The sequence below is a fragment of the Sphaerisporangium krabiense genome (genome assembly GCF_014200435.1).
GTDB classification, from domain to species: Bacteria; Actinomycetota; Actinomycetes; order Streptosporangiales; family Streptosporangiaceae; genus Sphaerisporangium; species Sphaerisporangium krabiense.
This window is the reverse complement of record NZ_JACHBR010000003.1, coordinates 391,600-404,476: the sequence shown is the minus strand read 5'-3', so window position 1 is coordinate 404,476 and position 12,877 is coordinate 391,600. Positions and strand designations below refer to the sequence as shown.

Here is a 12,877-nt window from a genome sequence, read left to right as displayed (position 1 = left end):
CGGCACGGTCCCCGCCCCGAGGCCCACGTCGACGAGCAGGTCGAACACCTCGCGGCGGCGGGCGGCGGTGGCGATGGCCGCGTCGATGAAGCCGGGCGACTGCGCGGCGCGCGCCAGCAGGTCGGTGGTGCGCAGGTGCCGTCCGAGCGCCTCGCGCAGCTTGCGCCGGTACGCGCGCAGCGGGTCGCCGTCCGCCTCGACGGCCGCCTGGCCCGCGAGCCGTCCCGACAGCAGCGCGTAGTAGATGCCCTCCCCCGTCAAGGGGTTGATCAGGCCGGCGGCGTCCCCGGCGAGCAGCACGCGGCCCGCCCCGGGCTTCGGCCGCCCCGGCGACAGGGGCAGATGGTGGGCGCGCAGGTTCCGCGCGGGCAGGTGGGGGAGCAGTTCGGCGAGGCGGCCGTGCAACACCTGCCTGCCGGGCAGCCCGGTCGCGCGCAGGCGGGGCAGCAGCATGCCGAACCCGACGTTGGCGGTTCCGTCCCCGATGGGGAACGACCACGCGTACGCGGGCCAGCCCTCGGCCTGCATGGCGATGTGCTGGACGTCGTCGCCGGCCGGCACGTCGGCGTACCCGCGGACGGCGATGGCGGTGTGCCGCGGCGGGGCGGCGGGCAGCCCGATCAGGCGGCGCACGGCGGAGTTCGCGCCGTCGGCGCCCACGACCACCCGCCCGCGCAGCGCGCCCCCGGACAGCAGGACGTGCCCGCCGGCGAAGGTCAGGTCGCGGACGTGGTGGCGGCGCACCTCGACGCCGCGTCGCCTGGCGGCCTCGACCAGCCGGGCGTCGAAGACCATGCGGGGGACGACGTGGTTCGGCCGGGCGACGGTGGCGCGGACGCGGGCCCCGCCGGGGGAGATCACCTCCAGGTGCGGGACGGGGCGGTGGTCGTCGATGAGGCCGGGGACGCCGAGCAGGGCCAGTTCGTCGCGGCCGTGCGCGGCGATGCCGTCCCCGCACGCCTTGTCCCGGGGAAAGTCGGATTTGTCGAGCAAAAGCACCCGCGCGTCCGGCCGCACGCGCTTGGCGCCCAGCGCCGCCGCGGCCCCCGCGGGACCACCCCCGACGATGATCAGATCCCACCCGTCGCCCACACGGATCAGCCTGCCATGCCCCGCCCGCCCGATGCCCGACCGGCGGGGCACAGGGACCGGAAGAGGGGCCGTGCGGTGGCAAGGCTTTGTCGGTGGCCGGTTGTAGAGTTCGCGACGTTCTTCGACGCGGGGAGGGTTCGATGGGGATTGGTTTCAGACGATCGTGGATGTCCAGGTGTCGCCGGAGAAGGCGGACGCGCTGGCGGCGGAGGTCCGGGATTGGCTGACCTCGTCGGGGATCGTGTCGGCCGAGCGTAAACCGTGTGTGCTGGGCGGTCATCTCGGGTTTCCGCCGGGTCCGCGCGCCGACGAGGTGGTGGACGTCTCGGGCTGGAGCCTGCCCTGGCAGGACGTGTGGTTCAACGGCCTGGACGTCGCCGCCGGCCGCACCGTGTTCGACGCGGGGCAGGGGGAGCCCATGGCGGTGACCTGCCCGCACTGCTCGGTGAGGATCGAGCTCGTCGATGAGAACTTCGCGCTGGTGCACACGGCGTGGGACCCCTTCCACGAGGTCGTGGACGGCTGGCGCGAGGGACGCGACGTCGTCATCCCCTGCCCGGCCTGCGCCCGGCCGGTCGAGCCGGCCTCCTGGATATGGGCCGATGACCACTTCGCGTTCGGCCATCTCGGCTTCACCTTCTGGAACTGGCCACCACTACGGCCGGAGTTCGTCGCCGAGCTCACCCGCCGCCTGGCAGGCCACCGCGTCGTGCTCCTCGAGGGTAAGTTCTGACCGCCAACGGCTCCGCCTGGGCGTGATCTCCCAGGTCTTCACCATGGAGGATCTGGAACGCTTGAGCGGGGCGTGACAGGGGTAGCGTGGCGTTGGAGTGGATCTCGGGAGTGCGGCCCGCGGGGGAGGGGCGCCGCCGAGGTCGTCCGGCGGGGACGGCGGCGCCCGGCTCGGGCGGGCTCGGACCGGGGCCGATTCCGCGGGAACGTCAGGGAAGGGAAGTGCCATGGAGGACCGCGCCGGAGCGCCGATGCCGGAAGAGATCGGCGCGGAGGAGTGCTTGACGCTGATCTCGCCGGGAGGTGTGGGCCGGGTCGGGTTCGGCGCGCCCTCGGGCCCGCTGATACTCCCGGTCAACTACACGGTCCACCAGGGCTCCGTGCTGTTCCGCACCGCGTTCGGCGGGCCGATGGACCAGCAGCTCGACACCGGTGTCCGCGGCGTGGAGTTCAAGATCGCCTTCGAGGTGGACCACATCGACCCGGCGTCCCGCCAGGGCTGGAGCGTGCTCATCCAGGGCGCCGCGCACCGGATCTCCTCGGAGGAGGAGCTCACCGCCGCCAAGGCCGCCGCCGTGGAACCGTGGGCGGGCGGGGAGCGGCGGCTGTACATCCGCATCACCCCTGTCCAGATCACCGGCCGCCGCATCGTCCGTTCATAGTCCCGTGCCCCGGTGCCGGGTGGCCGGGCGCGATCGCGGCGAAACCGCCGGCGTGGTCGTTTCTGACCCGGCACCGAGCGGGAATGGCGTCAGGGCGGGACATGGCGCGCTTGCCTGTCGGAAGGTGCCATTCCCTCGCTTTCCCGCCGGTGCCGGGAGCGATCAGAGGGATTCTGGCAGCGTGCCGCATTATCAGCCCCATGACAATATGTAACGAGATATCTACCGATCGTTATATCCGTTCGGCATGACGATCATCCGGGCTCGCGTCCGGGCACGAATAACAGGCAGGGCCCCCGGCGCGAGCCGCCCGGCGCTCGCGGCGGCAGGTCCGCCGGCCCGTCCGGTGACGCCGCGACCCGCCGCGCCCGGTCGGGATCGGGGTCCGTGTCGCGGTGCCAGGACGCGTGTCGAGGGAACGATCCGGCGGCGGTTTCCTCACGGCCGAGTGCATCCCGGCGTGTCCCGCCATATAACGAGAGCCGGAAGGCTAGCTCTTTCGCTGTCATATGGTGCCAGTCGCTTAGAAACGGACCGACATGAGCGAGATCCCCGCCGGACACCGCCCCTCGAACGACCTCAGAACCGACCTGCCGCATTCCGCGCGCATCTGGAATTACTGGCTCGGTGGAAAGGACAATTACCCGGCCGACCGCGAGGCCGGCGACATCGTCGAACGCATGATCCCTGGGATCATCGACTCGGCCCGCGCCGACCGCGCGTTCCTGACCCGGGTCGTCCGGTACCTGGTGGCCGAGGAGGGGATCCGGCAGTTCCTCGACATCGGCACCGGCTTACCCACGGCCGACAACACCCACGAGGTCGCCCAGCGCTTCGCCCCGGAGTCGCGCGTCGTCTACGTCGACAACGATCCCCTGGTGCTGGTGCACGCCCGCGCGCTGCTGGTCAGCAGTCCGGAGGGCGTCTGCGACTACATCGACGCCGACGTGCGCGACACCCGGCGCCTCCTCGACGCCGCCGCCGCGACCCTGGACTTCTCCCGTCCGACGGCCCTCATGCTGCTCGGCATCCTGAACCACATCGTGGACGACGAGGAGGCCAGGTCGATCGTGCTCGAACTGCTCGACGCCCTGCCGTCCGGCAGCTTCCTGGCCATCGGGCACCCGACCGCCGAGGTCCACGGCGAGGCCATGCACGAGTCCATGCGGGAGGTCATGAGGCGGGGCGGCACCCCGATCGTCGCCCGCTCGGCGCGCGAGCTCGAAGTGTTCTTCGACGGCCTCGAGCTGCTGGAGCCCGGCGTCGTGTCCTGCTCCCGGTGGCGGCCCGAGCCGACGCCGTTCGGCGAGCCGCCCGAGGTGTCGCAGTTCTGCGGCGTGGGCCGCAAGCCCTGACATCCCGTCACGACAGGACACGCCACCCGTGAATCGGGCCGGCGAGGACCGAGACGGGCCGGACCGGCCGAGACGGAGGTCGCGGGCGCCCGCGACTTTCGTCTCGGCCGGGCGGGGGAGGGGCGACGTCGGTCGCGGTGGAGCCTCCCGATGCCCGATGCCCGCCGGGGCCGCCCGCTCCTAGCGTCGGTGACATGCGCAAACCCATCCAGTTCCTGGGGATCTTCCTGGTCCTCGAAGGCGTGAGCGGCTTCCTGGACCACGTCTTCGTCCAGCCGTTCTTCGGCATCGTGCTCAACTTCTTCAACCGGGTCGTCATCCCGCGCGTGGACCTTCTGGCCGGCCACGAGATCTTCGCGAACCTGTCGCTGGCCGCCCTCGGCGTCGTCGTGGTCGTGGCCGCCGAGCACGCCGGACGGTGACGCGGTTTGACAACGGTTCGGGTCCTCCTGTATTTAACCTATCGGTTAGATAACCGAGTGGTTGGATGGAGATGGCAACGGACACCCTGAGCGTCACCTTCGCCGCGCTCGCCGACCCGACGCGGCGCGCGATCCTCGCCCGCCTCGCGCAGGGCCCCGCGACGGTCAAAGAGCTCTCGTCGCCGTTCGCGATGAGCGGTCCCGCCGTGTCCAAGCACCTGCGCGTGCTCGAACGCGCCGGGCTCATCGCCCGCGGCCGCGAGGCCCAGTGGCGTCCCTGCACGCTGGAGGCGGCGCCGCTGAAGGCCGTCGCCGAGTGGGCCGCGACCTACCGGCGCTTCTGGGACGAGAGCCACGACCGGCTGGACGACTACCTGCGGCGCCTGCAGGGGCGGGAGGACGACGATGGACATCGCGCATAGGCTCGGCGGCGGCACGACCTTCACCACGCCGTCGGACCGCGAGATCGTCGTCACCCGCGTGCTGGACGCGCCGCGGCGGCTCGTGTTCGACGCGTGGACCAGCCCCGAGCACATCCCGCACTGGATGGGGCCGAAGGCGTGGACCATGCGGGTATGCGAGATCGACCTGCGCCCCGGAGGTGGGTACCGCTTCGCCTGGAGCGGCCCGGACGGCGCCGAGATGGGCATCAGCGGCGTCTACCGCGTGATCGACCCGCCCGGCCGCCTGGTCACCACCGAGTCGTGGGACGAGGGGCCCGAGGTGCTCAACACGCTCGTCCTGAACGAACAGGACGGCGTCACGACCATGACCTGCACGGCTCTCTACCCCTCCAGGGACGTCCGCGACGCGGTGCTCGGCACCGGCATGCGCGCGGGCATGTCCGAGGGTTTGAACCGTCTCGAAGAACGCCTGCGCGCTCGCGCGGGCTCGTCCGAAGGGAAGACCACCGTGGATTGGAAGCTGGAAGCCGTTCCGCTCCCCGTCACCGACGTGGACAGGGCCAAGCACTTCTACGGCGAGATGGCCGGCTTCACCGTCGACCACGACCACCGGATCGGCGAGGACTTCCGCGTGCTGCAGCTCACCCCGCCCGGCTCGGCCTGCTCGATCGTCGTCGGCACCGGCATCGTCGCCACCGAGCCCGGGTCCGTGCAGGGCCTCACCCTGGTCGTCCCCGACATCCACGCCGCCCGCGCCGAGCTGACCGGGCGCGGCGTGGAGGTCAGCGAGGTCGAGGACCTCACCGCGCCCGGCAAGCCCACGGTCTCGCACGCCTACTTCAGCGACCCGGACGGCAACGGCTGGGTCCTCCAGCAGCGCATCCACTTCCCCGGCTGAAGGACGGACATGGCCGCGTCAGAAGACCAGATCGCCCTGCTCGGGCGCGCGCTCGACCAGACCGGGGCCCTCATCGCGGGCATCCGCCCCGAGGAGGCCGGGCTGCCGACCCCCTGCCGATCATGGGACGTGCGCGCCCTGGTCGACCATGTCGTGGACGAGGTGCGCCGGTTCGCCGCCGTCACGGCCGGAGGCAGACGCGACCACCAGGGCACCGACCTGATCGGCGACGACCGGCACGGCGCCTACCGGGCGGCGGCGAGGGAACTGCTCGCCGCCTGGCACGGCCCCGGCGCGCGGGAACGGCCGCACCGCCTGCCCTTCGGGGAGATCCCCGCCGAGTGGGCCGTCGGCCAGCACATCACCGAGCTGGTGGTCCACGCCTGGGACATCGCCAAGGCCACCGGCCGGCCCACCGACCTCGACCCCGAGCTCGGCGAGGCGGCCCTGGCGTGGGGGCTGGCCAACCTCACGCCGGAGCACCGCGCCGACGAGGCGGACGGCGGCCACATCGGCCCGCGGGTCGAGGTCCCCGAGGACGCCCCGCTGTACGACCGCCTCGCCGCGTTCGGCGGCCGCGACCCCCGCTGACCACGCGCCGCGTCCCGGCCCCGCCGGCGGCCGTCACCGGGCGGGGCCGGGATGCGCGGGCGCGGCGCGGTGGGGTAATCTGCCTGTCCTACGACGGACCTACCGGGGAGGTGAGACCCATTACCGCCAGATCGGGCAGGGTGCTCTCGCCGCACGGCCGTGGGGTCCACCGGGGTTAGGTGACCTGCGGAGCGCCCACGGCACTCCGTTAGGACCTTCATGTCGCTCTCACCTTCCTTGTCCATGTCAGACGTCGTGAGCACGCTGCGCGCCGCCGGGTGCGTCTTCGCCGAGGACGAGGCGCGGCTGCTCGTCTCCGCGGCCGGAACCCCCGCCGGTCTCGCCGCCATGGTGGAACGCCGCGTGTCCGGGGAGCCCCTGGAACACGTCCTCGGCTGGGCCGGGTTCCACGGCCTGCGCGTCGCCGTCGACCCGGGGGTCTTCGTGCCCCGCCGCCGCACCGAGTTCCTCGTCGACCAAGCCCTCGCCGTCACCCCGCCGCGCGCCCGGGCCGACCAGGCCCTCGCCGTCGCCCCGCTCCACGCCCGGCCGGTCGTGGTCGACCTGTGCTGCGGAACGGGGGCGGTCGGCGCCGCGCTGGCCGCGGCCCTCGGACCCGTGGAACTGCACGCCTCCGACCTCGACCCGGCCGCCGTCCGGTGCGCCCGCCGCAACCTCGCCGCCCTGGGCGCCCGGGTGTACGAGGGCGACCTGTACGAGCCGCTGCCCGCCACGCTGCGGGGCCGCGTCGACCTCCTCGCCGCCAACGCGCCGTACGTCCCCACCGCCGCGGTGGCGCTGCTGCCGTCCGAGGCGCGCGACCACGAGCCGTTGACCGCCCTGGACGGCGGCGCCGACGGCCTGGACATCCTCAGACGCGTGATCGCCGAGGCCCCGCCCTGGCTGACCCCCAGCGGCCACCTGCTGGTCGAGACCAGCGAACGGCAGGCCCCCCACCTCGTCGAGACCGCGGACCGCCACGGCCTGCACGCCCGCGTGGCCGTCTCCGACGAGGCGGACGCCACCGTCGTCATCGTCACAACGCCTGCCACCCCGTCATCGACGGGTCCCGCGGGCTCAGTCCCTCAAGGGTGAAAGGCCCTGCCACCAGGCGTACAGCGGGCGTGGGGTCCAGGCCTCGGCGGTCATGGCCACGGACCGGCCCTTGTACGTCCAGGACATGGCGTAGTACGGCCCGTTCATGGTGCAGAGCAGCCTGCCCCTCATCCAGGTGCCTTTGTACTCGGCCCCGGTGGCGCAGTCTCCTGCCCGGCCGTCGTGCAGGGCCCACCAGTACGAGTCCACCCACGTCTCGGCGTCGGTGTCGGTGTCGAACAGCACGATCATCGGATCGTGAACGGGACCGGAGCGGACGGCCGCGCAGTCGAGTGCGGCCACCGCGCCGGCCGGAGGACGAGCGGCGGGCCGGCAGTCCCTCAGGTCCGCCGAACCGAGCATCTTCTCCAGGCGGCACTCGCGCGGCGTCATGACGCACGCCGACCCCACCCGCCTCGTCGGCGGGTCCTCCGCCGTCTGAGCCGATGGGGTCGGCGGGTCCTCGTCGGTCCGCCCTCTCGGAGTGTTCTCGTCGGCCGTCGGCTCCGGTGTTCGGGAAGGAGGGCCGGAAGTGGGCGTCGCCGACGCGGTGCCGGGAATCGAGCCGGTCACCGTCACGGCCGGCGTAGGCGTCGGTGGCGCGGGTTCAGGATCTCCCCCTCCACCCGTCCGAAGCGCGACGAGAGCGACGATCAATCCGGCGATGCCCGCCAGGGCGCTCACCATCTCCCAGTGAATGCGTTTGTACAGGGATGTCCGGGCTTGCTGAGCCGGTCGTGCGGTGTCCTTCGATTCGGGGGCCGAGGGGCCGACCGGAGTCACGTCTGACCTCCTGCTCATGGAAAGACCAGACGCCGAGCATGACATCACCATCGACACCCGCACTACCGGCCGGCGCGAGGATCATGCCGTCAGGAGCCGGTGTGGACCGATTGGTCCCAGTCGATGCGGTAGTCGTAGATCCAGCGGCTCGGGTCCTCGCCCCTGCGGGCCATACGCTTCAGCGCCGCCGCCATGATGAGGTCACGGGGGATACGGGCCACGGGCCCGAGTCCCTTCCAGGCGCCGGTGCTGTTGCCCTGGGCGACGACCCGTTCCACGCGCTCGCGGCGAAGCCGTTCGTAGGCGGTGAAGGCGGCGGTGACGCCGGGGCTGTCACGAAGGCACTTGGCCAAGACGACGGTGTCCTCGATGGCCATCCCCGCGCCCTGCCCGATGGAGGGGGCGGTGGCGTGGGCGGCGTCCCCGATGATGATCATCCGGTCGCGGTGCCACCGGGGTACGGCCGGGACGTCATAGGTCTTCCAGGCGGCGAAGATCTTGCCGGAGGCCGCGATGAGGTCGGTGGCGGGGCCGTGGTCGTGCCGGAACAGGTCGAGCAGGTGGGCTCGCCATTCCTGCGGGCTGATCGCGCTCAGCTCGGCGGGGGTGGGCTCGGCTTTCCTGGCCGGGTTCGCCGCCCACCAGACCTCGCCGTCCGGATGGGTGAGGTGCAGGAAGAAGGCGTGCCTGCCGAAGACGGCGCACATCACGCCCGGCTCGGCGCCCGTGCAGACGCCGCGCGCGTAGCCGCCGGTGTTGAGCAGCCCGGAGTAGCGGACGCCGGGGGCATGCGGGTCGATGATCTCGCGGGTGCGTGACCACAGCCCGTCCGCGCCGATCAGCAGGTCGCCCTCGGCCGTGCTGCCGTCGGCGAAACGCGCCAGCACCGCGCCGCCCCCGCTCTCGGCCTCGACGAGCCGCTTGCCGTACTCGATCCGCACGCCTCGCCGTACGGCGTGCTCGCGCAGCAGCCGGTAGAGGTCGGCGCGCTTGACGGTCCTGCTGACGGTGCCGTCCTGCAGGGGGGCGCCGTACTGGAGTTCGCCGAGCTTCTTGCCGGAGCCGCTGGTGAGGGCCATTTTCGGCGTCTCGAAGCCGATCTCGCGGACGTCTACGCCGAGGGTGCGTAAGGCGTCGAGCGCGTTCACCGCGAGTGTCAGGAAGGCGCCCACGTTGTCGGCGTCGCGATCGTAGGCCTCGTAGATGACCGACCCGATGCCCGCCTTGCGAAGCGCGATCGCGCTCAGCGTGCCGGCGATGCCGCCGCCCACGATCAGTGATGTGTACGTCATACACTGACTGTATGGCATACACTTCGAAGGGAGGCAAGAGTGAGGCGGAGCGATGAGAGAACAACTGCCGGCAGGGCTCGGCGAGCTGTGGGCCCGCCTCGACGAGCCCGAACCTGAGACGCGAAACCGGCTGACCCTGTCCCGCGTCATCGGGGCGGCGGTGGAGCTGGCCGACACCGACGGACTCGACGCCGTGTCGATGGCCCGGGTGGCCGAGCGGCTGGGCTTCACCACGATGTCGCTCTACCGGCACGTCAAGAGCAAGAACGAGCTGCTGCTGCTGATGCTGGACCGGGTCGCGGCCCTGCCCCCCGCGCTGGACGAGCCCTGTGACGGGTGGCGCCCGTGCCTGGAGCGCTGGTGCCACGCGCAGTGGGAGATGCTGCACGCCCACCCCTGGACCGTGCGCCTGCCGATCACCGGGCCGCCGATCACGCCCAACCAGCTGGCGTGGAGCGACCGCGCCCTGCGCGCACTGCGGGGCACCGGGCTCGCCGAAGCCGACAAGGCCGGGGTGGTGCTGCTGGTCGCCAGTCACATGCACACCATGGCGCGGCTGAACGCCGACCTCGGTCCGGCCGCCTCCGGGGAGTCGATCGCCGCCTACAACACGCTGCTGCACGGGCTGGTCGACGGGCGGCGCCTCCCGGCGCTGCGCGCCGCGATCGACGCCGGTGCCTACGACTACCCAGCGGACACGCCGCCGGGCGAACGACGGCTGGACTACCGGTTCGGGCTCGCCCGAATCCTGGACGGGGTGGACGCGCTGATCCGCGCCACGAACAGGTGAGCGGTCCCACGCGCCGCCGTCACCCCGGGCAGTTCCACGGGCCGACGCTCTGCCCGTCGCCGACGACGGTGATCTCGGCACGGCTTTGCGGCGCCGTGGCGGCGGCGGTGCACACGATCTGGGCGACGGCCAGTGGGGACAGCTCGCCGGCCGGAATGGACTGGGTCACCTTCAGACGGCCGGCCGGCTCGGCGGTCACCGAGAACGGGCCGGCTTCGGGCGGGACGTCGGTGGTCAGTCCGTCCGCCTGTTCCGTCGCGCTGGGGCCGGCGGCCAGCAGCGCGAGCGTGTCCGCTTGGGACAGCCGGCCACCGGGGCGCGTCACCACCCTGAGACGGCCGTTCCTCACCAGGTAGAGGGTGATCTTCAGGTCTGGTGCGATGGTCGGCGCGACGGGTCCGTTCGGCGGGTCGCCGGCGCGGATGGCGTCGCTGGGTTGCACGCCGCAGCCGGCCACGGCGACGAGCGATATGAGACCCGCGGCGAGCGCGCGGCGGGTGAGCCCGGTCCTCATTCGGGGCCTCCGTCCGGTTCGTGCGCCCGGCGTGGCAGGCGCAGCGTGAACACGGCGCCGCCGTCGGGGGCGTTGGCGACGGTGAGGTCGCCTCGGTGCAGGCGCGCGTTCTCCCGCGCGATGGCGAGGCCGAGGCCGCTGCCCTCGGACCTGGCCCTGGCCGCGCTGGCCTTGTAGAACCGGTCGAACACGTGCGGCAGCACCGCCTCGTCCAGCCCCGGCCCGTGGTCGCGGACCTCGAAGGCGATCCAGTGCGGGTCGGCGGAGAGCCGCACCGACACCGGTGGCTCGCCGTGCCGCAGGGCGTTGCCGACCATGTTCGCGAGGACGACGTCCACGCGGCGCGGGTCCAGCCGTGCCGTCACCCCGGGGGGAAGCTCGGTGCGCACCTCCTCCGACCAGCCCCGCGTACGCAGGGTCGCGCGCACCAGCTCGGCCACGTCGATGTCGTTCAGCGCGAGGGCCGCGACGCCGGAGTCGAACCTGCTGATCTCGATGAGGTCGTTCACCAGCCCGGTGAGGTTGAGCGTCTCCTGGCTGACCAGCCGGGCGGCCCTGCCGGCGGGCTCGGGCAGCCCGGCCGCCTCCTCGTCCAGGACGTCGGCGACCGCGGTGAGCGCGGCCAGCGGGGTGCGCAGCTCGTGGGACACGTCGGCCACGAACCGGCGGGCGTCGGCCTCCATCGCGCGGAGCTGCTCGACGTGCCGTTCCAGCTCCGCGGCGGTGTCGTTGAACGTGCGCGCCACGTCGGCCAGCTCGTCGGAGCCGCGGACCGCGATCCTGGTCCGCATCTCGCCCTGGCCCAGCAGGCGCGCCGCCCGGCCGAGCTCGCGCACCGGGCCCAGCACGCCACGGGTGGCGAGCAACGCGAGGACGACCGCGAACGCCAGGGCCGCCCCGCCGTTGCGCCAGGCGACCGCGGTGAGATCGTCTATGCTGCGCTGCTCGGAATCCAGGCTGTGCGCGATGTAGACCTCGATGCCGGACGCCCGCGTCGGCCGGTCCCCCTCGGTGATCATCAACGGTGTGCCGATGATCAGGAGGGGCTCGTCCTGCCACACCACGCGTTGCCACGCGATGTCGCCGTCGGCCACCATCCGCCGCAGCCCCTGGGGAATCATCTCGGGCTCCAGGCCATGACGGCATTGCCTGAGCAGAGGCAGGCATGGCCGGTCGCGGCCGGCCAGCGAGCGCGTCCCGTGGTAGATGGCGACCGCGTCGTCGTTCCCGTCGGTCACGGCGCCGGCGATCATGCCGAGCTCGCGCGGGCCCGGCGCCGGATTCCCCAACGGGTAGAGCGCCTGCAGGCGGCTTCTCATCGTCTGCACCGCGGCGTCCTGGGTCCGCTGCAGGATGGCGTTGCGGGCCTCGACGTAGATCCCGCCGGTCACCGCCGCCGCGGTGACCACGCACAGCAGCGCGAACGCGAACAACAGCCGGGCACGCAGCCCCAGGCTCGGCCGAGGTGTCACCGGCGCCTCACACCGGCCCGAACCGGTACCCGAACCCGCGTACCGTCTGCACGTAGACGGGCGCCGCCGAGTCGTCCTCGATCTTCGCCCGCAACCGCTGCACGCACGCGTCCACGAGGCGCGAGTCGCCGAAGTACCCGTGCTCCCACACCGACTCCAGCAACTGCTGGCGGGTGTGCACCCGGCCCGGCGTGCCGGAGAGCTCGAGCAGCAGGCGCAACTCGGTCGGGGCGAGGCCGACCGGCACGCCGCGGTGGGAGACCACCAGCCCGGCCCGATCGATGGTCAGGTCCCCATACCGCTCCAGCTCCGCCTGGTCCCGGCCGACCCGCCGGAGCACCGCGCGAATGCGCGCCTCCAGCACCCTGGGCTGCGCCGGCTTGACCACGTAGTCGTCGGCGCCCGCCTCCAACCCGGCCACCACGTCGATGTCGTCGCCGCGCGCGGTCAGCATGATGATCGGCACGTCACCGGTGGCCCGGATGCGGCGGCAGACCTCGAACCCGTCCATGCCGGGCAACATCAGATCGAGCACGACGACGTCGGGAAGGTCGGCGCGCAGCCGCTCCAGCCCCTGCTCGCCGGAGCCCACCGCGCGCACCCGGTGCCCGTGCCGGGTCAGGGCCAGCTCGAGGCCCTCCCGCACGGCAGGGTCGTCCTCGATCAACAACACTCGCGCCACGCTGCCGAGTTTCACCGCACGCTCCGTCACTCGCCCGCCGGTCGACCCCATCCACTGTCGACCGGACGTGTCCCCGCCTCGTCCGCACCATGT

General features: G+C 72.5%; 15 protein-coding genes. 9 read left to right on the top strand and 6 right to left on the bottom strand.

What is annotated here, in order from left to right:
• A partial coding sequence (locus BJ981_RS36870; RefSeq protein WP_311745969.1) for an NAD(P)/FAD-dependent oxidoreductase occupies positions 1-1,092 on the bottom strand: 1,092 nt, incomplete at its 3' end.
• Positions 1,093-1,267: 175 nt separating this feature from the next.
• Between BJ981_RS36870 and BJ981_RS36865 the strand changes: the two genes are divergently transcribed.
• The 8 genes from BJ981_RS36865 to BJ981_RS36825 all read left to right on the top strand — a co-directional run bounded on the left by BJ981_RS36865 (position 1,268) and on the right by BJ981_RS36825 (position 7,251).
• Positions 1,268-1,825 (top strand): hypothetical protein, encoded by a 558-nt coding sequence (locus BJ981_RS36865; protein WP_204070114.1) that lies wholly within the window; start codon positions 1,268-1,270, stop codon positions 1,823-1,825.
• A 226-nt stretch (positions 1,826-2,051) separates the two neighbouring features.
• Positions 2,052-2,486 carry a pyridoxamine 5'-phosphate oxidase family protein gene (locus tag BJ981_RS36860; protein ID WP_184618122.1) on the top strand — a complete coding sequence of 145 codons (435 nt, stop codon included), beginning with the start codon at positions 2,052-2,054 and terminating at the stop codon, positions 2,484-2,486.
• A gap of 539 nt (positions 2,487-3,025) precedes the next feature.
• Positions 3,026-3,841, top strand: a complete 816-nt coding sequence (locus tag BJ981_RS36855) for an SAM-dependent methyltransferase (RefSeq protein ID WP_184618121.1) — start codon at positions 3,026-3,028, stop codon at positions 3,839-3,841.
• Between the two features lie 194 nt (positions 3,842-4,035).
• Entirely contained in the window at positions 4,036-4,263 is a 228-nt protein-coding gene (locus BJ981_RS36850; protein WP_184618120.1) for a hypothetical protein, read from the top strand.
• 71 nt (positions 4,264-4,334) lie between these two features.
• Positions 4,335-4,685, top strand: coding sequence for an ArsR/SmtB family transcription factor (locus BJ981_RS36845; RefSeq protein WP_184618119.1), 351 nt, complete (start codon positions 4,335-4,337; stop codon positions 4,683-4,685).
• A complete protein-coding gene (locus BJ981_RS38900) occupies positions 4,669-5,565 on the top strand; it encodes an SRPBCC domain-containing protein (RefSeq protein WP_239139089.1) in 897 nt (298 codons plus the stop codon). The genes BJ981_RS36845 and BJ981_RS38900 overlap by 17 nt, the downstream gene beginning before the upstream one ends.
• Positions 5,566-5,574: 9 nt before the next feature.
• Positions 5,575-6,156, top strand: a complete 582-nt coding sequence (locus BJ981_RS36830) for a TIGR03086 family metal-binding protein (RefSeq protein ID WP_184618118.1) — start codon at positions 5,575-5,577, stop codon at positions 6,154-6,156.
• A gap of 243 nt (positions 6,157-6,399) precedes the next feature.
• Positions 6,400-7,251, top strand: coding sequence for a putative protein N(5)-glutamine methyltransferase (locus tag BJ981_RS36825; protein ID WP_239139088.1), 852 nt, complete (start codon positions 6,400-6,402; stop codon positions 7,249-7,251).
• Here BJ981_RS36825 and BJ981_RS36820 read toward each other — a convergent pair.
• Both BJ981_RS36820 and BJ981_RS36815 read right to left on the bottom strand, forming a co-directional pair.
• Entirely contained in the window at positions 7,234-7,644 is a 411-nt protein-coding gene (locus BJ981_RS36820) for a hypothetical protein (protein WP_184618116.1), read from the bottom strand. The genes BJ981_RS36825 and BJ981_RS36820 overlap by 18 nt on opposite strands.
• 479 nt (positions 7,645-8,123) lie before the next feature.
• On the bottom strand, positions 8,124-9,326 hold the full coding sequence (locus tag BJ981_RS36815; protein ID WP_184618115.1) for an FAD-dependent monooxygenase: 1,203 nt from the start codon (positions 9,324-9,326) through the stop codon (positions 8,124-8,126).
• Between the two features lie 52 nt (positions 9,327-9,378).
• Here BJ981_RS36815 and BJ981_RS36810 point away from each other — a divergent pair, with 52 nt between their 5' ends.
• Positions 9,379-10,116: a TetR/AcrR family transcriptional regulator gene (locus BJ981_RS36810; protein ID WP_184618114.1), complete on the top strand. Its 738-nt coding sequence runs from the start codon at positions 9,379-9,381 to the stop codon at positions 10,114-10,116.
• A gap of 19 nt (positions 10,117-10,135) precedes the next feature.
• Here BJ981_RS36810 and BJ981_RS36805 read toward each other — a convergent pair whose 3' ends face one another.
• From BJ981_RS36805 to BJ981_RS36795, 3 genes are read right to left on the bottom strand one after another with little or no spacing between them, the layout of a single operon-like run.
• Positions 10,136-10,630 carry a hypothetical protein gene (locus tag BJ981_RS36805; protein ID WP_184618113.1) on the bottom strand — a complete coding sequence of 165 codons (495 nt, stop codon included), beginning with the start codon at positions 10,628-10,630 and terminating at the stop codon, positions 10,136-10,138.
• Complete coding sequence (locus BJ981_RS36800; RefSeq protein ID WP_184618112.1) at positions 10,627-12,102, bottom strand: ATP-binding protein; 1,476 nt, start codon at positions 12,100-12,102, stop codon at positions 10,627-10,629. Before BJ981_RS36800 ends, BJ981_RS36805 begins: the two co-directional genes overlap by 4 nt.
• Before the next feature lie 7 nt (positions 12,103-12,109).
• On the bottom strand, positions 12,110-12,784 hold the full coding sequence (locus tag BJ981_RS36795; RefSeq protein ID WP_184618111.1) for a response regulator: 675 nt from the start codon (positions 12,782-12,784) through the stop codon (positions 12,110-12,112).
• Positions 12,785-12,877 lie beyond the last annotated feature (93 nt).